The organism is Streptomyces sp. NPDC041205, assembly GCF_055591765.1.
This window is the reverse complement of the sequence record NZ_JBVIZH010000007.1, coordinates 457,805-480,438: the sequence shown is the minus strand read 5'-3', so window position 1 is coordinate 480,438 and position 22,634 is coordinate 457,805. Positions and strand designations below refer to the sequence as shown.

General features: G+C 74.0%; 15 protein-coding genes, 1 tRNA gene and 1 riboswitch. Of the genes, 6 read left to right on the top strand and 10 right to left on the bottom strand.

Features of this window, described 5'->3' with window-relative positions:
* Positions 1-178 precede the first annotated feature (178 nt).
* Positions 179-2,278, bottom strand: coding sequence for an asparagine synthase-related protein (locus ACZ6BG_RS29845; protein WP_469007165.1), 2,100 nt, complete (start codon positions 2,276-2,278; stop codon positions 179-181).
* A gap of 827 nt (positions 2,279-3,105) precedes the next feature.
* Between ACZ6BG_RS29845 and ACZ6BG_RS29840 the strand changes: the two genes are divergently transcribed.
* The 4 genes from ACZ6BG_RS29840 (at position 3,106) to ACZ6BG_RS29825 (ending at position 8,355) form a co-directional block, all read left to right on the top strand.
* Complete coding sequence (locus tag ACZ6BG_RS29840; RefSeq protein ID WP_469007163.1) at positions 3,106-4,560, top strand: MFS transporter; 1,455 nt, start codon at positions 3,106-3,108, stop codon at positions 4,558-4,560.
* A 121-nt stretch (positions 4,561-4,681) separates the two neighbouring features.
* Positions 4,682-5,887: an L-2-hydroxyglutarate oxidase gene (lhgO, locus tag ACZ6BG_RS29835; RefSeq protein ID WP_469007161.1), complete on the top strand. Its 1,206-nt coding sequence runs from the start codon at positions 4,682-4,684 to the stop codon at positions 5,885-5,887.
* A gap of 171 nt (positions 5,888-6,058) precedes the next feature.
* On the top strand, positions 6,059-6,931 hold the full coding sequence (trmB, locus tag ACZ6BG_RS29830) for a tRNA (guanosine(46)-N7)-methyltransferase TrmB (RefSeq protein WP_469007159.1): 873 nt from the start codon (positions 6,059-6,061) through the stop codon (positions 6,929-6,931).
* A 59-nt stretch (positions 6,932-6,990) separates the two neighbouring features.
* A complete protein-coding gene (locus ACZ6BG_RS29825) occupies positions 6,991-8,355 on the top strand; it encodes a PrsW family intramembrane metalloprotease (RefSeq protein WP_469007157.1) in 1,365 nt (454 codons plus the stop codon).
* A 28-nt stretch (positions 8,356-8,383) separates the two neighbouring features.
* Here the strand turns inward: ACZ6BG_RS29825 and ACZ6BG_RS29820 are convergent, their stop codons facing one another.
* The 8 genes from ACZ6BG_RS29820 to ACZ6BG_RS29785 form a co-directional block, all read right to left on the bottom strand.
* Positions 8,384-9,328, bottom strand: coding sequence for an aldo/keto reductase (locus ACZ6BG_RS29820; protein ID WP_469007155.1), 945 nt, complete (start codon positions 9,326-9,328; stop codon positions 8,384-8,386).
* 153 nt (positions 9,329-9,481) lie between these two features.
* Positions 9,482-10,597 carry a M23 family metallopeptidase gene (locus tag ACZ6BG_RS29815; RefSeq protein ID WP_469007151.1) on the bottom strand — a complete coding sequence of 372 codons (1,116 nt, stop codon included), beginning with the start codon at positions 10,595-10,597 and terminating at the stop codon, positions 9,482-9,484.
* Positions 10,598-10,608: 11 nt separating this feature from the next.
* Positions 10,609-10,744: riboswitch (cyclic di-AMP (ydaO/yuaA leader) on the bottom strand.
* Positions 10,745-10,974: 230 nt separating this feature from the next.
* Positions 10,975-12,000 (bottom strand): PP2C family protein-serine/threonine phosphatase, encoded by a 1,026-nt coding sequence (locus tag ACZ6BG_RS29810; RefSeq protein WP_469007148.1) that lies wholly within the window; start codon positions 11,998-12,000, stop codon positions 10,975-10,977.
* A 473-nt stretch (positions 12,001-12,473) separates the two neighbouring features.
* Entirely contained in the window at positions 12,474-13,739 is a 1,266-nt protein-coding gene (locus ACZ6BG_RS29805; protein WP_469007146.1) for an MFS transporter, read from the bottom strand.
* The gene (locus ACZ6BG_RS29800; protein ID WP_469007144.1) at positions 13,736-14,971 is read right to left on the bottom strand and encodes a PLP-dependent cysteine synthase family protein; all 1,236 of its coding nucleotides are present in this window, start codon (positions 14,969-14,971) and stop codon (positions 13,736-13,738) included. Before ACZ6BG_RS29800 ends, ACZ6BG_RS29805 begins: the two co-directional genes overlap by 4 nt.
* 76 nt (positions 14,972-15,047) lie before the next feature.
* Positions 15,048-15,422 (bottom strand): hypothetical protein, encoded by a 375-nt coding sequence (locus tag ACZ6BG_RS29795; RefSeq protein ID WP_469007142.1) that lies wholly within the window; start codon positions 15,420-15,422, stop codon positions 15,048-15,050.
* Positions 15,423-15,617: 195 nt separating this feature from the next.
* A tRNA-Met gene (locus ACZ6BG_RS29790) sits at positions 15,618-15,691 on the bottom strand.
* Positions 15,692-15,816: 125 nt separating this feature from the next.
* Positions 15,817-17,046: an alginate lyase family protein gene (locus ACZ6BG_RS29785; protein WP_469007140.1), complete on the bottom strand. Its 1,230-nt coding sequence runs from the start codon at positions 17,044-17,046 to the stop codon at positions 15,817-15,819.
* Positions 17,047-17,338: 292 nt separating this feature from the next.
* On the opposite strand from ACZ6BG_RS29785, the gene ACZ6BG_RS29780 reads away from it, so the two are divergent.
* Both ACZ6BG_RS29780 and ACZ6BG_RS29775 read left to right on the top strand, forming a co-directional pair.
* Entirely contained in the window at positions 17,339-18,319 is a 981-nt protein-coding gene (locus ACZ6BG_RS29780; RefSeq protein WP_469007138.1) for an ATP-binding cassette domain-containing protein, read from the top strand.
* Entirely contained in the window at positions 18,316-19,077 is a 762-nt protein-coding gene (locus ACZ6BG_RS29775) for an ABC transporter permease (protein ID WP_469007136.1), read from the top strand. The genes ACZ6BG_RS29780 and ACZ6BG_RS29775 overlap by 4 nt, the downstream gene beginning before the upstream one ends.
* Here the strand turns inward: ACZ6BG_RS29775 and ACZ6BG_RS29770 are convergent.
* Positions 19,061-22,561, bottom strand: coding sequence for an AfsR/SARP family transcriptional regulator (locus ACZ6BG_RS29770; protein WP_469007134.1), 3,501 nt, complete (start codon positions 22,559-22,561; stop codon positions 19,061-19,063). The two genes, ACZ6BG_RS29775 and ACZ6BG_RS29770, sit on opposite strands and share 17 nt — an antisense overlap.
* Positions 22,562-22,634 lie beyond the last annotated feature (73 nt).

The window sequence follows — 22,634 nt, the reverse complement described above, 5'->3', positions numbered from 1 at the left end:
CTCGGGTGAGGTGCTGGGGGGTGGCCTCTGTGCCGACCCGAGGGGTGTTGCTCCGGTGAACGGGTGGGCGGGTGGGAGAGATCCGCCGCCGAGCGGCGGTACGGGCGGAGGCCACCCCGGAGTCGGCAGACCCCACCCCGGGCTCGGCGGACCCCGTCCCCCGAGCCCCGCGCAGCGGTCAGCGGCCCGCGCCCAGCGCCCCCCGTTCCGGGACGACGGAGCCCGTCGGGACGGCGCGTTGGCGGGCCGGGGTGCCGGTCCAGCAGGTGCCGCGGCGGGAGAGGAGGCGGCGGAGCCAGATCTCGGTGGAGACGAGGTCGGCGAGGCCGTCCAGCGGGAGGGGTTCGCCGTCGGCGGCGGCCCGCAGGGCCTTGCGGACGACGCGGGCCTCGACGAGCCCGGCCTGGGCGAGCAGGGGCGTGTCGAAGAGGTCGACGAGGTCGTGCACGGCGACCCGAAGACCGGTGCGGGCGGCGGCGGCCGCGGAGGCGTGCGAGGGCGCGCCCCAGCCGGGCGGGAGTTCGGCGACCCCGGCGCCTTCGAGCACGCTGCGCAGGATCGCGGCGCGCGCCCCGGGCCGCACCCGCAGGGACTCCGGCAGCGCCCGACAGGCGCGTACGACCTGGTTGTCGAGGAACGGCGCGTGCAGCCGCTGGAAGCGGACCTCGGCGGCCTGCTCCAGGACGCGCAGGTCCGCCGCGTGCCGGAAGAGCGCCGCACGCGCGCGGAACTCACCGGGGCGCTGCCCGGGCCCGGGTCCTGGCCGTGTCACCGCCTCCTGGAGGCGAACCGATACTTCAGCGAGGGCCTCACCGGTGAGCCAGCGCGCGGCCGGCCCTGGTCTGGCCCAGGCCAGGGCGGCGAGCGAGGCGCCCACGGCCCCGCCGGGCTCCTCGAAGTGGCGGTGGAGCAGGCGGTCGGCGAGCGACTGCACGCCCGCGCGGTGCGTCGTACGGGCGAGCTTGCGGGCGGCGCCGTACACGCGCGCGGGGACCATGACGGAGCCCTCGGCCTTGGCGAGGGCCGTCACGGGCCGCACCAGGTGCCGCCGCTTGCGGTCCATCAACAGGTCGGCCAGGCGCGCCGGATGGGCGTCGAGGACCTGCCGCGCGCCATAGCCGGTGAAGTGGTCGGCGCTGCCCGCCGCGAGCCGCGCGCGGTGGCGCTGGGCGGTGACGATGACGGAGCTGGGCTCGTCGGTGAGCGGCCCGTCCAGATCCGCGTACGGCAGGGCCTCCTCGCCCGCCGCGACGACGACGTGGTGCAGCCGGGGGTTGGCGGCGATGGCGCCCGCGCGCTCCAGTTCGGCCTCGCGGCCGCCGGACACGAGGTCGTTGAAGGTGACGGCGAGGAGCCTCTCACCGGCGCCGGTGCCGTGCCCGAGGACCGTGCCGGGCATCCCGGGGAGACCGGCGGCAAGGAGAGCGAGGGTTCCCGAGGCGGGCCCTCCGGAGAGGTCGGCTCCGATGCCGGGCACGGGCATGCCCCGCGCGGCCCGCCGCTCGGCGGGCCCCATGCCGGGCACGGGCCCGGGGTCGATGTCCGTGCCGGGTACGTGCCGGGGCGCGCGCAGACGCGCGCGTACCGCCTCGACGAGGGCGTCCCTGACCCCGCCCAGCGCACCCGCCTCGTCGGCCGCGGGCGCCGCGACGGCGAGCGAGGCGACGGGTTCGTACCCGGCGATCTCCCGTGCGCCCGCGCGGAGGATGAGCGCATGCCCGGGGGGCACGCGGCGCACGTCCTGGTACGGGGTGGAGTCCTGGAGCGCCTCCGGGACGTCGGGGGCCGCAAGCAGCGCCGCGAGGTGCCCGATGTCCAGGTTGGCCTCGACGAGGTCGGCGAGCGGCAGCGCGGCCGTGGCGTACGCCGTGCCGCCCGCCCAGGGGGTGAAGAACACGGGCCGCGCGCCCGCGAGGTCACCGGCGATCATCACGCGGCGGCCGACCTGGACGACGGCGGTGTAGCTGCCGGGCCAGGCCGTCAGGTGCCGCAGGGCGCCGCCGCGCGCGGCGAACAGGCTGACCCGCAGTTCCTCATCGCTGGCGCCGCAGGTGCCGAGCACCGCGATCCGGGTGCGGTCGTCGGCCTTCACCGTGCGCACCTCGTCGGCGCGCCAGTCGCCGACCGCCCACAGCGGGTCCGGGTCGCCCCAGAGCAGCTGGGACCCCACGGGGTGCAGTGTCTCGCCGTCGGCACCGGTGGCACCCGCCGTGCCGACGGCGGCAGCGCCCGCAGAGGGTCCAGTGGTGGTACTGCTCCACCCCACCAACCACCGCATCGCCGCCTCCACAGGCTGTGGACGGCCAGTGCGCCCAGGAACTGATCCGGCACACATCCGGAACCGATCCGCGACTGGTCCGCCCGAGTACGGAAACCGGGGGCGGGGGGCCTAGGACGGCACCAGCGCGCCCGGGAACCGAGGGACCGGGGTCCCATGCTGCCACGAAGGAGGCGCGCGAGAGTGCCTACGGAGGCGCTCACACCGGCGCGAACGCGCCCTGGGCGATCGGTCGTTGAGGCGGCAACGGCACCGACAAGGGGACGTGGGACGGCTTGGGCACACTTTCGTGGGGTCGATTTTCGGCCAATTCATCCATGGCCGAACACGCTCGACCGCCCCTTGGCGCGCCGCGTCACCCACGCACAGCCCGGGAGGCGGTGTGCGCCTCCCGGACCGGTCCGCCGCCCGCGGGGATGGAGGCGGCGGTGTCCCCCAGCCCACTGACTCCAGCGCAGCGGGCCGACCCACGCACCAACCATGGAAGCGCTCCCCACATGGCCGGAGAAGAGCGCACACATAGGCGCACGGCCACACACCCGGAGCGCGCGGCGGCACCCCCGCACTCCCGTACGGACAACAATCTCGCCATACGGAACTACGCCTCTTAACGCTTGGGATCCGTGGAACTACGCTGGGTGTGCTGATGTTTTCGCGGAGGCATATACCTGGGGGCTCGGCCAAGTGCTCTTGCGGCCGGGGATCGGGGCCGCGGCGCACGACACGCCGACGGGCCGGGCACTCAGTCGCTGTCCCCCGGGGGAACGCAGCACGAATGCCGTGCGGTCGAGCCACTGCCCGGCAGCCGTCTGTGTCGAGGGGTGGCCATGTCCAGGGAGCAACGCGGGCCGAATGAGAAGCTCGGCACCGTTCTCGCCCTCGCGGGAATCAGCAACGCGGGACTCGCGCGCAGAGTCAACGACCTCGGCGCGCAACGCGGGTTGACGCTTCGCTACGACAAGACCTCGGTGGCCCGCTGGGTGTCCAAGGGCATGGTGCCGCAGGGCGCCGCCCCGCACCTCATCGCCGCCGCCATCGGGCAGAAGCTCGGCCGCCCCGTGCCCTTGCACGAAATCGGCCTCGCCGACGCGGACCCGGCCCCCGAGGTGGGCCTCGCCTTCCCGCGCGACGTGGGCGCCGCCGTGAAGTCGGCCACCGAGCTGTACCGCCTGGACCTGGCCGGACGCAGGACCGGCGGCGGCATCTGGCAGTCCCTGGCCGGCTCCTTCGCGGTCAGCGCGTACGCCACGCCCGCCTCCCGCTGGCTGATAACCCCGGCCGACAGCTCCGTCGCGCGTGACGCCTCGCACTCCTCGCTCGACGGGGCGCCCGACGCGGCCCACCAGGACGACGGCGGACCGCCGATGAAGGTCGGCCACAGCGACGTCCTGAAGCTGCGCGAGGCGGCCGAGGACGCGCGCCGCTGGGACTCCAAGTACGGCGGCGGGGACTGGCGTTCCTCCATGGTCCCCGAGTGCCTGCGCGTCGAGGCGGCGCCGCTGCTCCTCGGTTCGTACTCCGACGAGGTGGGACGCGCCCTCTTCGGAGCCAGCGCCGAACTCACCCGGCTCGCCGGCTGGATGGCCTTCGACACCGGCCAACAGGAGGCCGCCCAGCGGTACTACATCCAGGCCCTGCGGCTCGCCCGCGCGGCGGCCGACGTGCCCCTGGGGGGATACGTCCTCGCGTCCATGTCCCTCCAGGCGACGTACCGGGGCTTCGGCGACGAGGGCGTGGACCTGGCACAGGCCGCGCTCGAACGCAACAGGGGCCTCGCGACCGCCCGCACCATGAGCTTCTTCCGGCTCGTGGAGGCACGCGCGCACGCGCGCGCCAACGACGCGCCCGCCGCCGGGGCCGCCCTGCGGGCCGCCGAGGGCTGGCTGGAGCGGGCCAGGGACGGCGACAACGACCCCTCCTGGCTCGGCTTCTACGGCTACGACCGCTTCGCCGCGGACGCCGCCGAGTGCTACCGCGACCTGAAGGCGCCCCGCCAGGTGCGCCGCTTCACCGAGCAGGCCCTGTCGCGGCCCACCGAGGAGTTCGTGCGCTCGCACGGATTACGGCTCGTGGTGTCGGCCGTCGCCGAGCTGGAGTCGGGCAACCTCGACGCCGCGTGCGAGCAGGGGGTGCGGGCCGTGGAGGTCGCCGGACGGATCTCCTCCGCGCGGACCACCGAGTACGTGAAGGACCTGCTGCACCGCCTGGAGCCGTACGGCGACGAGCCCCGGGTGGTGGAGCTGCGGGAGCGGGCGCGGCCACTGCTGGTCGCTCCCGCGTAGGCCGGGGCCCGCGGCAGGGTCGCCCGCCGCGGGCACGGGCGTGCCGCGGCTCTCCCCGATCGCAGGTTTGGCGGGGATGTCAGTGGCGCAAGGCAGTATCGGGGGTGGGAGGTGAAGGGCGATGGGGCGAGGTGCTGTGGCGTACGACTGTGACGTGCTCGTGGTCGGGGGCGGGATCGTCGGGCTCGCGGCGGCGTATGCCCTGACCCGGGCGGCGCCCGGCACGCGTGTCACGGTCCTGGAGAAGGAGCGCGGCCCCGCCCGCCACCAGACGGGGCGCAACAGCGGCGTCATCCACAGCGGGATCTACTACCGCCCCGGCTCCCTCAAGGCGCAATACGCCGTGCGGGGCGCAGCCGAGATGGTCAAGTTCTGCGCGGAGTACGGCATCGCGCACGAGGTCACCGGCAAGCTCATCGTCGCCACCGACCGCGCCGAGCTGCCCCGCCTGCACGCCCTCGTCCAGCGCGGCCGGGAGAACGGCATTCCGGTCCGCGAGCTGGGACCCGCCCAGATCGCCGAGTACGAACCCTGTGTGGAAGGCCTCGCCGCCATCCACGTCGGCACCACCGGGATATGCGACTACGGAGCCGTGGCCGCCCAGCTCGCCCGCGCCTCCGGCGTCGAGGTGCGCTACGGCGCGGAGGTCGTGCGGATCGACCGGCGCGCCGACCTCGGCGTCGCCGTGCGCACCGCCGCCGGGGACGTCGTGCGCGGCAAGGTCCTCGTGAACTGCGCCGGGCTCCACTGCGACCGGGTCGCCCGGCTCACCGGCGACGAGCCCGACATGCGCATCGTGCCCTTCCGGGGGGAGTACTTCACGCTGGCGCGGCCCGGGCTCGTGCGGGGCCTGGTGTATCCCGTGCCCGACCCCGCCTTCCCCTTCCTCGGTGTCCACCTCACGCGCGGCGTCGACGGCGGGGTGCACGTCGGGCCCAACGCCGTGCCCGCGCTCGCCCGCGAGGGGTACGGATGGTCGGTCGTGCGGCCCCGGGAGCTCGCCGGGACGCTTGCCTGGCCGGGGGCCTGGCGGATGGCCCGTGAGCACTGGCGGTACGGGGCCGGGGAGCTGCGGCGGTCGCTGTCCAAGGGGGCCTTCACCGAGGCCGTGCGGCGGCTGCTGCCCGCTGTGCGGGCCGAGGATCTGCTGCCCGCGGCGGCCGGGGTGCGGGCGCAGGCCGTTCTGCGGGACGGGTCGCTCGTGGACGACTTCCTCATCCAGGAGGGGGCCCGTGCCGTCCACATCCTCAACGCCCCCTCGCCCGCGGCGACGGCGTCGTTGCCGATCGGGCGGGAGGTGGCGCGGCGGGTGCTTGCCGCGCTGTAGCGGTGCCCTCGCGGGGCGCCCCGGTCCCGCCCCTTCTCCGAAACCGGGGCTGCGCCCCTGGACCCCGAATCGGCGCTTCGCGCCTCGTCCTCAATCGCCGGACGGGCTGAATACCTGCCGGTACGGAGAAGGCCCCCGGCAAGGCCCCACCCCCGGTAAAATCGCCCCACTGTGTCTGAGAATCCCCGCCCGAAGGGCACCCCCCGCTTTCCCGACGGACCCGCGCCCGACCCGACCGGGTCGAGGTTCGAGCGGCGGATCCGCAGCTTCACTCCGCGCCGCAGCCGCGTCACGACCGCCCAGGGCGACGCCCTGCGCAGGCTCTGGCCCCAGTGGGGGCTCGACATCGACGGCAAGGAAGTCCTGGACCTGGACGCGCTGTTCGCGGCGGACGCGCAGGGCGGCGAGCACGCCGACCGGAGCGGCCCCGCGTCCTCCGTCCCCGTGGTCCTGGAGATCGGCTTCGGCATGGGCGAGGCCACCGCCCAGATGGCCGCCGCCGACCCCGGCACCCGCATCCTCGCCGTGGACGTGCACACCCCGGGCCAGGGGAACCTGCTCAATCTCGCGGAGCGGAACGGGCTGTCCAACGTTCGGGTGGCGAACGGCGACGCGGTGATCCTGCTGACGGAGATGCTCGCCCCGGAGGCCCTGGACGGCGTGCGCGTGTACTTCCCGGACCCGTGGCCGAAGGCCCGGCACAACAAGCGCCGGCTGATCCAGCCGGAGTTCCTGAGCCTCCTCGCGCCCCGGCTGAAGCCGGGCGGGCTGCTGCACTGCGCGACGGACTGGGAGCCGTACGCGGAGCACATGCTGGAGGTGCTGACCGCGCATCCGGACTTCGAGAACGTCCAGGAGGACGGCGGGTACGCGCCGCGGCCCGACTTCCGGCCGCAGACCCGCTTCGAGGGCCAGGGCCTGCGCAAGGGGCACGTCGTCCACGACCTGCTGTTCCGCCGCGCCGCCACCCTCGCGGAGCAGCCGCGGGCGACCCAGGTGGCACCGGCGGAACCGGCTGCCCCCGAGGGCCCTCCCCGCTCCTGAGACCCTCGGCCCCCGAGGCACCATCGCGGTCCGCCACAACCCTCGTTACTGTCAAAGCCGTGGCCACCAGTCCCGCGTACCCGACGAACCCGGCGCCCGCCGGGCCCGCCGGAGTACCCGGATCCCGGCATCCGCACTGGTGGCAGCGGCGGGCGATCAGGGCGGCCGCGCTGGTCACGCTGCTTGCGCTCTCCGGTCTCGTGATCCTCGCGCTGGTGCGTCAGCAGACCGGCACCGAGGGGTTCCTGGTGGGCCTCGGCCTCGCCACGCTGCCGGTGCCGCTGCTCATCGCCGCGTTCCGGTGGCTGGACCGGGTGGCGCCGGGGCCGTGGCGGAATCTGCTGTTCGCCTTCGCCTGGGGCGCCTGCGCGGCGGCGCTGATAGCGATCGTCGCGAACAGTTTCGCGACCCGTTGGATAGCCACCGCGACCGCCGACCCGACGAGCGCCGACACGCTCGGCGCGACCGTCATCGCCCCGATCGTGGAGGAGACCGCGAAGGCGGCGGCCGTCCTCCTCGTCTTCCTCTTCCGCAGAACGGACTTCACCGGTGTCGTCGACGGCTTCGTCATAGCGGGCGTCACCGCGACCGGTTTCGCCTTCACCGAGAACATCCTCTATCTCGGCAACGCCTTCGGCACCGACCAGCTCAGCGGCGAGACCGGCCTCGCGTCGGTGACGGCCGCGACGTTCTTCGTCCGGGTCGTGATGTCGCCGTTCGCGCATCCGCTGTTCACCGTGCTCACCGGCATCGGCTTCGGGATCGCCGCCCTCAGCGGCGAGCGGCACACGGTGCGGCGGATACTCCTGCCGATCGCCGGGCTGCTGCTCGCCATGGGCCTGCACGCCTTCTGGAACGGCTCGGCGAGCTTCGGCGAGTACGGCTTCTTCGTCGTGTACGCGACGTTCATGCTGCCCCTGTTCGGGCTGCTCTGCTGGCTGGCCGTCTGGCTGCGCCAGCGCGAACTGCGCCTGGTGCGCGCCGAGCTGCCCGCCTATGTGGCGGCGGGCTGGCTGACCGCGGCCGAGCCGTACGCGCTCGGCTCGATGCCCGCGCGGAACCTCGCCCGCGACTACGCCACGCACCACCTGGGCAGACCGGGCGGGCGGACCGTCACCGCGTACGAGACGTACGCGACGTCGCTCGCGCTGCTTCGGCACCGGGCGGGCCGGGGCAGGGCCCGCGCCGACTTCGCCGTCCGGGAGCGGGAGCTGCTCGACGCGCTGTGGGAGCGCCGCGAGGTGGTGCGGCCTGCGCTCGCGTACGCGGCGCGGGTGACGGCGCCGGTCGTGGTGCCGCTGCCGTACACGGCGTACGGCCCGCCGCACATGCCGTACTCCGCGTACGGCACCCGCGCCGCACCCCCGGCCCCGTACGGATCACCGGGCCCCGCCTACCCCTCGTACAACCCCTACCGCACCTGACGCACGGACCGCCGCGCGCCCGGTCCGCTCACGCCGACGCGGCGGTGAGGCGGGCCACCTCGTCCTGCGTCAGGTCGAGGTCGGCCACCTCGAGCAGCGCCGGGAGCTGCTCGACGGTGCGCGCGGAGGCGAGCGGCGCCGCCACCGTCGGCTGGGCGGCGAGCCAGGCGAGGGCCACCGTCGCGTGCTGGGCGCCGCGCTCCTCGGCTATCGCGTCGAGGGCGGCGAGGACGCGCTGCCCGCGCTCGGTCTCCAGGTGGGCGCCCGCGCTGCCCGCCCGCGCGCTGTCGACCTCGGCTCCGGGGCGGTACTTGCCGGTCAGGAAGCCGGACGCGAGCGCGTAGTACGGGATGGCCGCGAGGCCCGAGCGGGACGCGACCTCCTGGAGCGGGCCCTCGTAGGTGTCGCGGGAGACCAGGTTGTAGTGCGGCTGCAGCGCGACGTACCGCACCAGGCCCTCGCGGTCGGAGAAGTCCAGGGACTCCTGGAGGCGTTCGGCGCTGATGTTGGACGCGGCGATGGCCCGGACCTTGCCGGAGCGCACCAGCTCGTCGAGGGCGGTGACGAACTCCTCGACCGGCACGGACGGGTCGTCGTAGTGCGTGTAGTACAGGTCGATGTAGTCGGTGCCGAGGCGGCGCAGGGACTCCTCGACGCCGGACTTGATGGTGTTCGCCGCGAGGCCCTTGTAGTCGGGGTGGGCGCCGACCTTGCTGGCGATGACGACGTCGGAGCGGTTGCCGCGCGCGGCGAGCCAGCGGCCGAGCACGGTCTCGGACTCGCCGCCCTTGTTGCCGGGCGCCCAGGCCGAGTACACGTCGGCGGTGTCGACGAAGTTGCCGCCCGCGGCCGTGTAGGCGTCGAGGACGGCGAAGGACTGCTTCTCGTCGGCGGTCCAGCCGAAGACGTTGCCGCCGAGGGCGAGGGGGAAGACTTCGAGGTCGGAGGAGCCCAGCGGGCGGAGTGTGGTCATAACGGGCTCAACATCCGCACCGGGGAGCGAATTCCGTGTGTGGCCCACGGAAATCCCCGCCCCGCTCCCCGGTGTGGCTCCGCCGTCACGGATGCCAACCGGCGGCCCTGGCGTCGGGGGGTCGTCGCCAGGACCGCCGGAGCCGGTGGGGTGTTACGGGTTGAGGCCCTTGCCCTGCAGCCAGGCCAGCGGGTCGATGTTGGCGCCGCCGCTGGTGTGGACCTCCATGTGGAGGTGCGGTCCGGTGACGTTGCCGGTCGCGCCGACGCGGCCGATGACGTCGCCCGTGGTGACCTTCTGGCCGACGCTGACGCTCATCGAGGACTGGTGGCAGTACCAGATCTCGGTGCCGTCCTCCAGCTCGAGGACCGTGCGGTAGCCGTACGACCCCGACCAGCCGGCCGACTTGATGGTGCCGGTGTGCACGGCCTTGAGGGGCGTGCCGGTGGGGGCGGCGAAGTCCAGGCCGGTGTGCTGGCCGGAGGACCACATGGCGCCGGAGTCACCGAAGTGCGAGGTGAGGGTGTACGAGGAGGTGGGCAGCGAGAACGCCTTCGCGAGCTTGGCGAGGCGCTCCGCCTCGGCCTTCTTGCGCGCGGCCTCCGCCTTCTTGCGCTTCTCCTCGGCGGCCTTGGCCTTCGCGGCCGCCTTCGCCTTGTCCTGCTGGGCCTTGGCCTGCTCGGCGGCCTTCTTCACGGCGGCGTCCTCGGCGGCGAGGCGCTGGGCGTCCTCCGCCTGGTGCTGCTGGTTCTCGGCCTGCTGCATGATGCGGGCGCGCAGGGCCTCGCCCGCGCCGGTGGCGCCGCGCTCGGCGTCGGCGGTGGTGACGCCCGCGGAGCTGAGCGGCGCGGCGGCCGCGACGGTGGAGGTGTCGGCGCCGCCGGCGGAGTCGTCGGATATCAGGGAGCCCACGCCCGGCAGGGACTTGGCCTCCGGGAGCTGGTCGGTGACCGCCGACATGTCCGGCATGGCGATGGAGACCGGCGGCTTGCCGCCCTGCGCGGTGGCGATGCCGCCCGCGCCCACGGCCGCGATGACGCCGACGCCGAGGACGGTGGAGCTGCGCGCGAGTCCGCCGCCGCCCTTCTTGTGGACCCGGTGCCTGCCGCGCACGGGGCGGACGGACTCCGCGGTCGGGTTCCACTCCTCCCACGGCTCCTGGGGGGCGTACCCGCCGAACCCCGTGGATCTGTCGGGACCTTCGGGTCCTTCGGCGGAGTCGTCGTTCGGTACGTAGAGCGCTTCGGGGGCAGGCCGGTTGGACGCCACTGGGGCGCACTCCTTTCCTTCCTTCTCGCCTACCGGGTTAGCTGACGGGTTCGGAGCAGGAAGGTCTCCTACGGGCGTACCGCTTGCCCGATTCACCCCAATGTGGTGGTTCCCCGGCTCCCTTGCGGGATTAGGCGCGTGCGCACGGAGCCGACTGGAGTGCCGGCTGGGACGACCGCGCTGCGTTATCGAACGTTAATAGACGGCGGTGCCGTATTCCAAGCCGTTCCGTCTGATCGTTAACGCTTACGCTACGAACACAAGGGACATCAGCGGCTGGAGTAGGGCGAGTTGAGCGGAGGCCATGACGCACCGCAGCGTTCTGGATCTCCACGGCTTGCTGACATCACGTCAATCAGGCTGCGGAGGGGTGCCCTTCAGTCACCGACCGTCACCGGGCGGCGTACGGCGAGCATCGCCAGGTCGTCCGTGGCGCCGCCCCCGGTGTGCCGGCGGACCTCGTCGACGAGGGTCGCGAGGAGCGAGTCGGGGCCCGCGGGGCCGGGGAAGATCCGGCCGCCGAGCCGGGTGGCGGGGACGTAGAACCGGCCCTCCTCGTCCCGGGCCTCGGAGAGCCCGTCGGTGTAGAGCAGCAGCGTGGCCCCCGGCGGGAACGGGCTCTGGTCCGCGCGGTCCGGCCAGGTGCCGAGGTCGCCCATGCCGAGCGGCAGCGCGGGCTCGGACGGCGAGAGCACGCACAGCCGCCCGTCGGCCCGCAGCATCAGCGGTTCGGGGTGGCCGCGGTTGATGATCCGTACGGTGCCCTCGTCGCCGCGCGGGATCTCCACGAGGACCGCCGTGGTGAACCCCTCGAAGGCGTCGAGCCCGTCGCGCCGCGTGCCCTCCCGCGCGAGGGCGCGCTCCAGGCGCTGCGCCACCGCCTCCAGCGTGGCCTCCTGCTCGGCGGCCTCCCGGAAGGCGCCGATGACGACGGCGACGGCGGCCACCGCGCCCATCCCCTTGCCCCGTACGTCACCGACGACGAGCCGCACCCCGTGCGGGGTGTCCTGCACGGCGTACAGGTCCCCGCCGATGAACGCGTCGGCCTCCGCCGCCTCGTACCGCGCGGCGATGTCCAGGCCGCCGATCCGCGGGTCGGGCTGCGGCAGGACCGCGCGCTGGGCGGCCTCGGCGATGGAGCGGGCGGAGGCGAGGCGGGCGTCGCCGCGGCGGACGACCCGGTTGATGACGACGGCGAGCGCGCCGACGGTCAGCACCGTCACGAACTCGGTGATGACCTGTACGTCGGCGCCGTCCACGCGGTGCCCCAGGCGCAGCACGAGCACGGCGGCACAGGACACCGCGGCGGTCGCGACGGTCGTCCGCAGCCGGAAGAACGGGGCGGTGATCAGGGGCGCCGCGGCGAACAGCGGGGACGCGGTGAACTCCGGCGGCGTGAGCATGTCGAAGCAGATCCCGGCGACGAGGAGGAGCGGGGGCAGCGCCCGGACGAGGGCCCGCTCGCGGGGGAGGGTGCGGGTGGTGTCGCCGGGGGCGATGGTGGGCCGGGGGCGGGCTGTTCTACGAGGGCGGGGGCGGGCTGTGCCGCCGGGCTCGCGGCTGGCGGACTTTCGGGCGCCGGACTTCCCGTCGGCGGACTTCCCCTCCCCGCGCTCCCGACCACCGGAACGCCGGTCGCCGGACCCCCCACCCCCCGGGCCGCCCTGCGCACCGTCAGGCCCCCCACCACGCACAGCAACCACCACCACTCCACTCCACCGCATCAGCGCCGCGTCGGCCCATCCAGGCTTCCCGCAGCGGGGGCCCGGGGCGACCTGATGTGGGCCGAGTGGGTGAGCCGTGTGGTGGGGCGGGGACGCGCCCGGAGGCGTGGGGCCGGGTGGGACCGGCACCGCACGCCCCGGGCGCGCGTGGGTCAGGCGGCGTCACCCCCGAGCACCGGCACCGGCGCCGCGAGCCGACCGGACCTGGCCAGCGAGCGCAGGGCCAGCGCGCAGCCGACGCCGAGGACGGCCAGCGCCAACCACGGCACCGCGGGCAGTCCCCGGTCCTCCGCCACGTCGAGCAGCGCGCCCATCGCGAGGTTCCCCGCGGTGATGCCGACACCGCAGACCGTGTTGTAGAGGCCGTAGTGCGTGGCCACCCACCTCTCGCCCGCGAGCGAGACGACGGTGTCCATCTCGAAGGGGTAGAGCACGGCGTTCGCGGCCGCCAGCGCCGCCGCGCACAGCAGCAGCGCCGTGACGCCCGCGTACCCGGGCCCGCCCAGGGCGGGCGGCAGGAACGCGGCGCCCATCAGGGCGAGCCCGGCGACCAGACACTGCTCCCGCGTCCAGGCGCGCCGGCACCAGTCGGTGATCCGGAGCTGCCCGACGAGCGCGACGAGCCCCGACACCACGAACAGCGCGCTGGTCGCGACCGTCGTCGCCGTGCCCCCGCCGAGCAGCCGCTCCACTTCGAGGGGCAGAGCGAGGTACACCTGGAACGACAGGACGTACGAGCCGGTCATGGCGAGCGAGAACAGCCAGAACGGCCGGTTGCCGAACACGGCCCGCCACTGCCCCTGGGCCGCGCCCGGGCCGTCCCCGGCCGCCGCCTCCCCCTTGCGCACCGGCAGGCGCAGCACCTGCACCACCGAGAGGAGGGCGAAGAGCACCGCCGCCACCGCGCACGTGAGCTTGAAGTCCACGCCGGTCAGGGCGAGTCCGACGAGCGGGCCGAGCAGGATGCCGGTCTGGTAGAAGACGTTGAACAGCGCGAACGCCTCCACGCGGCGTTCCGGCGTGCCCGCCTCGGCGGCGACGTACGCGCGTACCGCCGGATTGAACAGCGCCCCCGCGAGCCCGGTCGCCGCCGACGCCGCGATGAGCACCGGCAGTGTCTGCGCGAACGCGAGCGCCGCGAAGCCGCCGGTGCGCAGGGCACACCCGGCGACGATCATCGGCTTGTACCCGAGCCGGTCGGCGAGCGCGCCGCCGACCAGGAACATCCCCTGCTGGGAGAGGTTCCGCACGCCGAGCACCAGGCCCACCGCCCAGGCGGCGAGCCCGAGTTCGCCGGAGAGGTGGGCCGCGAGGTACGGCATCAGCATGTAGAAGCCGAGGTTGATGCTGAACTGGTTGACGAAGAGGAGCTGCACGGCGGGCTCGAAGGTGCGCGCGCGGGCCCAGACCTGGGTCACTGGACGACACCTTCGCCCGGTACGGCGACGGGGTGGCCGTGGGCGCCGACGGGGTGGCCGGGGAGCCCCGGCGCGCCGACGGGCTCGCCGGGAAGACCGGGACCACCGCCACCGCCGGGCAGGCCCACCGCGCCCCGCGCCTCACCGCGCACCTCACCCCGCACATCCCACCGCGGAGCCGTCGCGCACCGCCCGGCCCGCCACCTGCTCCACGCCACCACGCCGTCCCCGGGGCCCGGCACCTCCCGGGGCTCGTCCGGGATCGTGCCGGGGCGGCCGAGCAGCCCGTGCGCGTCGCAGTACTCGTCGTTGAACACCGTGTCGAAGTACCGCTGCGGCCCGTCCGGGAACACCGCCGCGATCCGCGTCCCGCGCGGCCGCGTACGGGCGAGCCACGCGGAGACGAGCGCGACCGCGCCCACGCTCCAGCCGCCCGAGGCGAACTGCCGCCCGGCGAGCCGCCGCGCGCTGCGCACGGCCTCGGCGGGACCCACCCAGTGGACCTCGTCGAAGGCGGCGTGGTCGACGTTGCGCGGGTGGATCGACGAGCCGAGCCCGCGCATCAGGCGGGGCCCGGCGGCGAGCCCGAAGATGGTCGAGGCGACGCTGTCCACGCCGACGAGTTCGAGGCCGGGCAGGGCGTGCGCGCGCAGGGTCCGGGCGATCCCGGCGGAGTGCCCGCCGGTGCCGACGGCGCACACCAGGACGTCGAACTGGCCGATCTGCCGGACGAGTTCGTCGGCAAGGGGCCGGTACGCGGCCTGGTTCTCGGGGTTGTGGTACTGGTTCGGGCACCAGGCACCGGTGAACTCCGGCCGCTCCATCAGCGCGGCGACCCGCTCGACCCGGGCCTGCTGCCAGCCGCCCACGGGCCCGGGTTCGCGGACGAGGTGGACGCGGGCGCCGTGCGCGGTCAGCATCCGCTCGACGATGGGTTCGAGGCCGGGGTCGGTGACGATGTGCACGGGGTGGCCGTAGTGCACGCCCGCGAGGGCGAGGCCGAGGCCGAGGGTGCCGGACGTGGACTCGACGATGGGCGCGCCGGGCCGCAACTCGCCGCGGGCGCGGGCCCGTTCGACCATGTGCAGGGCGGCCCGGTCCTTGATGCCGCCGAAGTTGAAGCCTTCGAGCTTGGCCCAGTAGCCGCGGCCGCCGTCGGGCGTGGGTTCGTCGATCCAGAGCACGGGTGTGTTGCCCACGGCGGCCGCCGCGGGCTGAAGGTTGCCGATCATGCGGGGGTGTCCTTCGGTGCTTCGGTACGTGGATGGGGGGTGGCGTGGGAGTCCGCGCGGGAACTCCGGGGCACCCTCAGTTCCGGTCCACTCCGATGGCGACGAGGAGCCGCTGGCCCGCCTTGGCGCAACAGGGCCCGGCGCGGGGCGGCACGCACCGGACGAGACGGGCCGCCGTGTCCGCCGCGAGTACGCCCCCGAGGGCGCCCTTGCCGGCCTTGCCGCCCTTGCCGCCCGCCCCGTCCTGCCGCTCCCGGTCGGCGGGCTGCGCGGCGAGCGCCGCGGGGTGCGCCGAGCCTGCGTGCTCGCCGTGGCCGGGGCCGGGGCAGACGTGGTGGACGGGCGGGGCCGCGGTGACCGCGGTCGCGGCGGTGAGCCCGTGCGGCCCGTGGCACACACCGGCGAACAGCGCACAGGCGGTGAGCAGCACCACCGAGAGCACGTACCGCACCCGACTCATAGTGACCACAAAGCTACGCACGGCACATGAGTCGGCGCAAAGCCCGACGCCGACAACGGCGTGAAACCACGCCACGTACAGCCGAAACACGTCCGCCCGACGTGCGAGCGACGGCAGCCGACGTGGGCGCGGCCGCACATGCCGAAGGCCCGGAATCGATGAACGATTCCGGGCCTTCGGTTTCAGTAGCGGGGACAGGATTTGAACCTGCGACCTCTGGGTTATGAGCCCAGCGAGCTACCGAGCTGCTCCACCCCGCGTCGGTGAACCCAACAGTACGCCATGCGACGTGCGGAAAGCGAACCGGTTACGAACGGCCCCCTCGACGCGGCCGTCACACCCGCCCCGGGCCGGCCCGCCGCACCCGTCCCGGGCGGCACCGCCGTCACGTGTTCTCGGCGTGCGTCAGCGTCTCCCAGGCCACGAACAGGTCGTCCGTCCCCTCGGGCCGCCGCTCGGAGGTGAGCCGCTGGGTCTGCGGCAGGTCGAGGCCGAGGCGGCCGCGCAGGTGGTTGAGGGCGACCTCGGTGTCGGGCCCCATGTCGCGCTGGACCCTGCCGCCGCACAGCCAGCCGGGCACGGGGGCGCCGCGCTGGTAGCGGGAGTGGAACTCCAGGGCGGCCCGCAGCCGGTCCTTGGTCTCGCCGTACAGGTCGACGCCCTGGTGCCAGGCGGTCTCGGCGATGTGCGCGGTGGCGGCGAGCGAGTAACTGGCGTGCTTGAAGTTGCGGCAGGTCTCCTGGGAGAGCCCGTCGGCGAAGGTCTTCTGCCCGAACCAGTACTTCTGGAGCTGCGCCTCGGTGGTGATGTCGCTGCCCTCCGGCGACACGGGCAGCCGCCCGTCGGACTTCAGGTAGAAGTAGGCGGGGACGCGGGTGCGGAAGTGGCGCACGGCCCGCTCGAACGCCTCGTGGTCGTCGAGGAAGACGGCCATGCCGATGGTGGCGTCGGCCATGACGAGGTCCCAGTTGCCGTTGGAGTCGGCGGAGCCGTCGCGGACCTGGGGCAGATAGGCGCCCCGCAGCATCCGCTCGAAGCGCAGCAGTTCGCCGTCGGTCCAGCCGTCGTAGGTGTAGCGCACCGCCTCGGCGGCGCGGGCCCAGGAGGTGGCGGCCCAGGCGGTCTGGAGCCCGGCGTTCGCCTCCGTGTGCCGGGTGAGCACGCGGGACCAGGCGTCCATGATCTGCACGGCCTTCGCGGCGTGGGCGCGGTCGCCGGTGATGTTGTAGAGCAGCGCGTGCGTGTACGCGGCGAGCGCGTCCTCCCGCTCCTCGACGCACCCCTGCCCGGGGCGCAGGTCGGGCGGGCAGGCGACGACGGCGTACGGCTTGGCCGTGTAGTCGTTCGCGGCGTACTTGCTGGCCCGCATCTGCTCGTACGCCTTGAACCAGGGCTCCTGCCGCGCGGCGACGTGCGCGCGGACTCGGTCGAGCTGCTTCTTGCTGACGAGGACGCCGGGGTGGGTGAACGGCAGGTCGGCGGCGCGGGCCCGGCGTACGCCGTCGTCCTTGCCGTCGTCCCCGCCGCAGGCCGTGGCACCGATCCCCAGGGCGAGGGCCAGCGCCACGGCGAACAGCACCCGCACCCCCCGCCCCTCGCGCTCCGCTGCCGCCATCCCGCACCTCCGTATCGGGTCGCGCCCCTGGCAGCGTGCCGTGGGGCGGGCGGGGGCGCAGGGGCTGATGGGCCATGCGGGGTACGCGTCCCCCGATCGGCCCCGTGGGCGTGGCCCGGCCGGGCCATGGTCCTTGTTCGCGCCTGAGTGGTCCCCGCGCGTGACAGCACCAGCGCGAGTTCTCCGCCAGTGCAGCGCTCTGACCAGCGAAGGCGCGGCGGAAAGCCGGTGTCAGGGCCCGTGTCAGGGGCGTGAAAGCCTCATGACAGGTGCGGCCGCGACCTTAGGGGACATGAAAACTTCAGCGATCGCGGTTTCGGGACTGCGCAAGACATTCGGTGACAAGGTCGTCCTCGACGGCATCGACTTCGATGTTCCGGCGGGGTCGGTCTACTCGCTGCTCGGTCCGAACGGGGCGGGCAAGACGACGACGGTGAACATCCTGACGACGTTGATGACGGCGGACGCCGGGCTCGTGCAGGTGGCCGGGCACGACGTGGTGAGCGGGACCAAGGGAGTGCGCGCGGCCATCGGTGTGACGGGGCAGTTCGCCGCCGTGGACGAGTTGCTGTCGGGGCGGGAGAACCTGCTCCTGATGGCGGAGCTGAAGCGCGTGCGCAACAAGGAGAAGCTGATCGCGGGCCTCCTGGAGCGGTTCGACCTGGTGGAGTCGGCGCAGAAGCTGGTGTCGACGTACTCCGGCGGCATGCGCAGGAAGCTGGACCTGGCGATGACGCTGGTCGGCAGCCCGGAGATCATCTTCCTGGACGAGCCGACGACCGGCCTCGACCCGCGCAGCAGGCGCACGATGTGGCAGATCGTCCGTGAGCTGGTGGCCGAAGGCACCACCATCTTCCTCACCACCCAGTACCTCGAAGAGGCCGACGAGCTCGCCGACCGCATCGCGGTCCTGAGCGGCGGCAAGATCGCCGCCGAGGGCACCGCCGACGAGCTGAAGCGCCTCATCCCGGGCGGCCACGTGCTGCTTCGCTTCACCGACCCGGCCGCGTACCGGCACGCCGCCTCCGCCCTGCGCGAGGAGGCCGCCAAGGACGACGAGGCGCTGTCGCTGCAGATCCCCAGCGACGGCACCCAGCGCGAGCTCCGCTCCATCCTCGACTGGCTGGACTCGGTCGACGTCGAGGCGGACGAGCTGACCGTGCACACCCCCGACCTCGACGACGTCTTCCTCGCCCTGACCGAGCGCACCAGCACCGGCAGCGGCACCACCACCGGCACCAACTACACGAACAAGGCGGCGATCTCCCAGTGAGTACTGTCTCCACGGCCATGGCCGACTCGGCGATCATGCTGCGCCGCAACCTGAAGCACACCATGCGGAACCCGGTCACGGTGTTCAACGCGATCCTGTTCCCCATCGTGATGATGCTGCTGTTCGTGAAGGTCCTCGGCGGCGGGTTCGACGTCGGCGTCGACTACATCGACTACGCGACCCCCGGTCTGCTCGTGATGACCATCAGCTACGGCCTCGGAGCCACCTCCACGGCCGTGAACGACGACATGACCAAGGGCATCATCAACCGGTTCAAGACCATGGACGTCTCCCGTGGGGCCATGCTCACCGGCCACGTCGTCGTCACGACGGTGCGCTGCCTGGTGGCCTGCTCCGCCATCATCGGGGTGGCCTTCCTGATGGGCTTCGACCCGGGCGCGAGCGCCGGCGAATGGCTCGGCGTGCTCGGTCTGATCGTCCTGGTCAGCTTCGCCGCCGCCTGGCTCACCGTCGCCCTCGGACTGGCCGCCAAGTCGCCCGAGTCGGCGGGCATGGCCACCGTGCCGCTGATCATGCTGCCGTTCCTGAGCAGCGCGTTCGTCCCCTCGGAAACGATGGGCACGGGCATCAGGCAGTTCGTGGAGTACCAGCCCTTCACCCCGATCATCGAGACGCTGCGCGGGCTGCTCGCGGGCAACCCGTCGAGCGGCGACACGATCGCGGCGGTCTCCTGGAGCGTCGGCTTCGCCGTCATCGGGTACCTGTGGGCGGTCTCCTCGTTCAAGAAGCGAGCGTGACCCCGGCAAGCTCGGACCAGCCGGTCCGCCTCCCCTCCAGAGCCGCCTCGGCGAACCGCGTGTCGCCGAGGCGGCTCCGCGCCGTCCGCTCGATCCGGGCCGCGTCCGGGTGGGAGCGGTCCTTGAGCCCGAGCACGCCCTCGCTCGCCGCGAGCAGGCGTACGGCCTGCTCGTGCTCCCCGCGGCGCAGCGCCAGGTCCGCGACCCCGACGAGCACCCGCGCGATCACCGGCGCGTGCCCCGCCTCGGCCGCCGCCGCGCAGGCCGCCGCCCGGTGCTCGCGGGCCTCGTCGAGGTCGTCGGTGAGATATCCGAGCAGGTCGTACGTCATGGAGCGGATGTTGGCCCGCTCCGCCTCCTCGCCCAACAGGGCCCTCGCGACGCCGAGTTGGGCGCGCGCCTCCGCGGTGTCGCCGTCCCACCGGGCGAGCCCGGCCTTCGAGAAGGCCAGTACGGCCAGCGCGCCCGGCCAGGTGACCCGCTCCGCGCACCGCTCGGCCTCGGCGAGCGCGGCCGCGCTCGCGGCCTCGTCACCGAGGAGCCGGTACAACTGCGCCTGCGCCGACAGGATCGGGATGACGTCCTCGGTGGCACCTACCTCCGCGATGGCCGCGATCGCCTGGTCGTAGTGCTCGCACGCGGCGGCGAACTCACCGCGCGCGGCGACGCGGGCCGCCAGCTCCGTCTGGGCGAAGGAGATGCCGAAACGCTCGCCGAGCGCGCGGAATTCGGCGACTGCCTGTTCCAGGTGGGCGTCCGCGTCCAGGTGGGCGTCCGCGTCCTTCCCGTCCCGGTCGGCGGCACCACCGCCCGGGCCGCCTCGGCCGTCCGGCCCACCGTGACTGCCCGGCCCGAGCATGATCCGCATCTTGCCCATGTGCAGCCGGGCCAGCGCCCGCGCCCACGGGTCCTCGTGGGCGAGCAGTTCCTCGAACGCCGCCGCGCCCGCGCCCGGCTCCCGCAGCATGCGTTCCAGCGGGGCGACGAGACCGATCAACGGATGGTTGCGCAGACTTCGCCCACCTGACCCATCCGACGCATCTGACGCATCTGACGCACCCGACCGGCCTCGCCGACCGAACTCGTACGCCTTGTGGATCCACTCCGCGGCCTGGTGCTCGTCGCCAGGACCGGACGTCACGAACAGCACGACCAGCGCGTACACCGTGGCCCGTACCTCATCCGTCACCTCGCCGGGCGTCCGGATGGCCGCCGTGATCAGCTCGAAGCCCTCGGCCCTGTGCCCGCTGAGCCACCAGTACCAGCCCGCGCCCGCCGCGAGCCGCATCGCCGCCTGCGCCTCGCCCGCGGCGAGCGCGCCGCGCATCGCCGCGCCGATGTCGTCGTGCTCGGCGCCGAGCACGGCGAGCCACTCCAGTTGCTCGGCACGGCGCAGGTGCGGCTCCGCGGTCTCGGCCAGCTCGGACACGTAGGCGAGGTGGGCGCGGCGCGCCGGATCCGCCTCGCCCGCCTCCGCGAGCCGCTGCCCGGCGTACTCCTTGATCGTGCCGAGCATCCGGTAGCGGGGTGCGCTGCCGCCCTCGGCACGGAGCAGGGACTTCTCGGTGAGGGTGGTGAGGAGTTCGAGTACGTCCTCGGGCGCGACGGAGTAGTCGGCGCCACCGCCATCATCAGTGGCTACGTCATCGGCGTACCCCGCACAGACCCGTTCCGCCCCCTCCAGGCTCGCCCCGCCGGAGAAGACGGAGAGCCTGCGCAGGACCATCCGCTCGGCGTCGGTGAGCAGTTCCCAGCTCCAGTCGACCACCGCGCGCAGCGTCTTGTGGCGGGGCAGGGCGGTCCGGCTGCCGCTGGTCAGCAGGCGGAAGCGGTCGTCGAGCCGGTGGGCGAGCTGGTCGACGGACATCGTGCGCAGCCGGGCCGCGGCCAGCTCAATCGCGAGCGGCATCCCGTCGAGGGCGCGGCACACCCGCACCATCGTCGCCAGCGTGGAGCCGTCGGCGGCGAGGCCCCGGCGCACCGCCCCGGCCCGGTCCCGCAGCAGTCGGACGGCGGGCGAGGACTCGATCTCGTCCGGGCCCGCGCCGGAGTCCGGCAGGGCCAGCGGCTCGACCTGCCACAGCGCCTCGCCGGTGATGCCGAGCGGCTCCCGGCTGGTCGCCAGGATCCGCAGCCGTCGGCACTCGCCGAGCAGCCGGTGGGCGAACACCGCCGCGGACTCGATCACGTGCTCGCAGTTGTCCAGGATCAGCAGCGCGTCCCGGTCCCGGCACGCGGCGACGAGCCGGTCCGTCAGGTCCGCGTGCGGGGCCCCGCCGAACAGGGCGTCCCGCAGGTCGAGCCCGGCGAGCGTCGCCTGCGCCACGTCACCGTCCGGGCCGATGGCGGCGAGCTCCACCAGCCAGGCCCCGTCGGGCAGTTCATCGAGGAGGGTGCGGGCGGTCTCGGTGGCCAGCCTGGTCTTGCCGGAGCCGCCGGGCCCGATGAGGGTGGTGAGGCGGTGGGCGCGGACGCGTTCGCGTACGGCGGCGATGTCGGCGTCCTTGCCGACGAAGCTGGTGAGCTCGGCGCGCAGGTTGGTCCGCCGCAGCACGTTCTCCGGCCCGGGCCCGCCCCCGTCGGCCCCGTTGGCCCCGATGGCCTCGCCGCCCCCGTTGGCCCCGTTGGCCCTGTCGGCCCCGTCGACCTCGTTGGCCCCACCAGACCCGTTGCCCCTGCCAGTCCCCTGCACCCCCAAGAGCCCTGCTACTCCTGCTGCCCCTGTTGCCCCCGCCTCCCCAACCGCCCTACTCAACTCGCCCCGCGACACCGCGACATGCAACGCCGCCAACTCGGGCGACGGATCGATGCCCAGCGCATCAGCGAGGGCTTCCCGCGCGCTCTCGTACGCGGCCAGCGCCTCACCGGTACGCCCGGCGGCGACGAGGGCCCGCATCAGCGCGGCGACGAGCCGTTCCCGTACCGGATGCGCGGCCACGAGCCCGGCCAGCTCCGTGACGATCTCCGCCCCGCGCCCGAGGGCGACCTCCGCCTCGACGCGCTCCTCCGTGGCGGTCAGCCACAGCGCGTCGAGCCGGGCGACGGCCGCGTCGAAGGCGGCGCTGCCCCGCACCCCCACGTCCTGCATGGCCCCACCGCGCCACAGGTCGAGCCCTTCGCGGAGCAGCCGCACCCGCCCGGAAAGGTCCCCGGTCCGTACGTGCCCCGCGGCGACGAGGCGCTCGAACCGCAGGGCGTCGACGGCGTCGGCCTCAACCACCAGCCGGTACCCGTCGGTCTGCCCCTCGACGACCCCGTCCGGCAGCAGCTTCCGCAACCGCGACACCAGCCGCTGCAAGGCGTTCGTGGCGTCGGCGGGCGGACGCTCCCCCCAGATCCAGTCGACGAGCACGGCCTTCGGAACACCCTGCCCCGGCCGAAGCGCGAGCGCGACCAACAGCCCCCGCAGCCGTACCCCCGGCACATCGACCAACCGCCCCCCGTCGGCACGCACTTGGAACGGCCCCAGCATCCGGATCTGCACGCGCCGAGTTTGCCATGCGCGCGTCGGACCGGATCGAGGCCGAGCAGCGGCCGAGCAAACGGGCCCCGGCCTT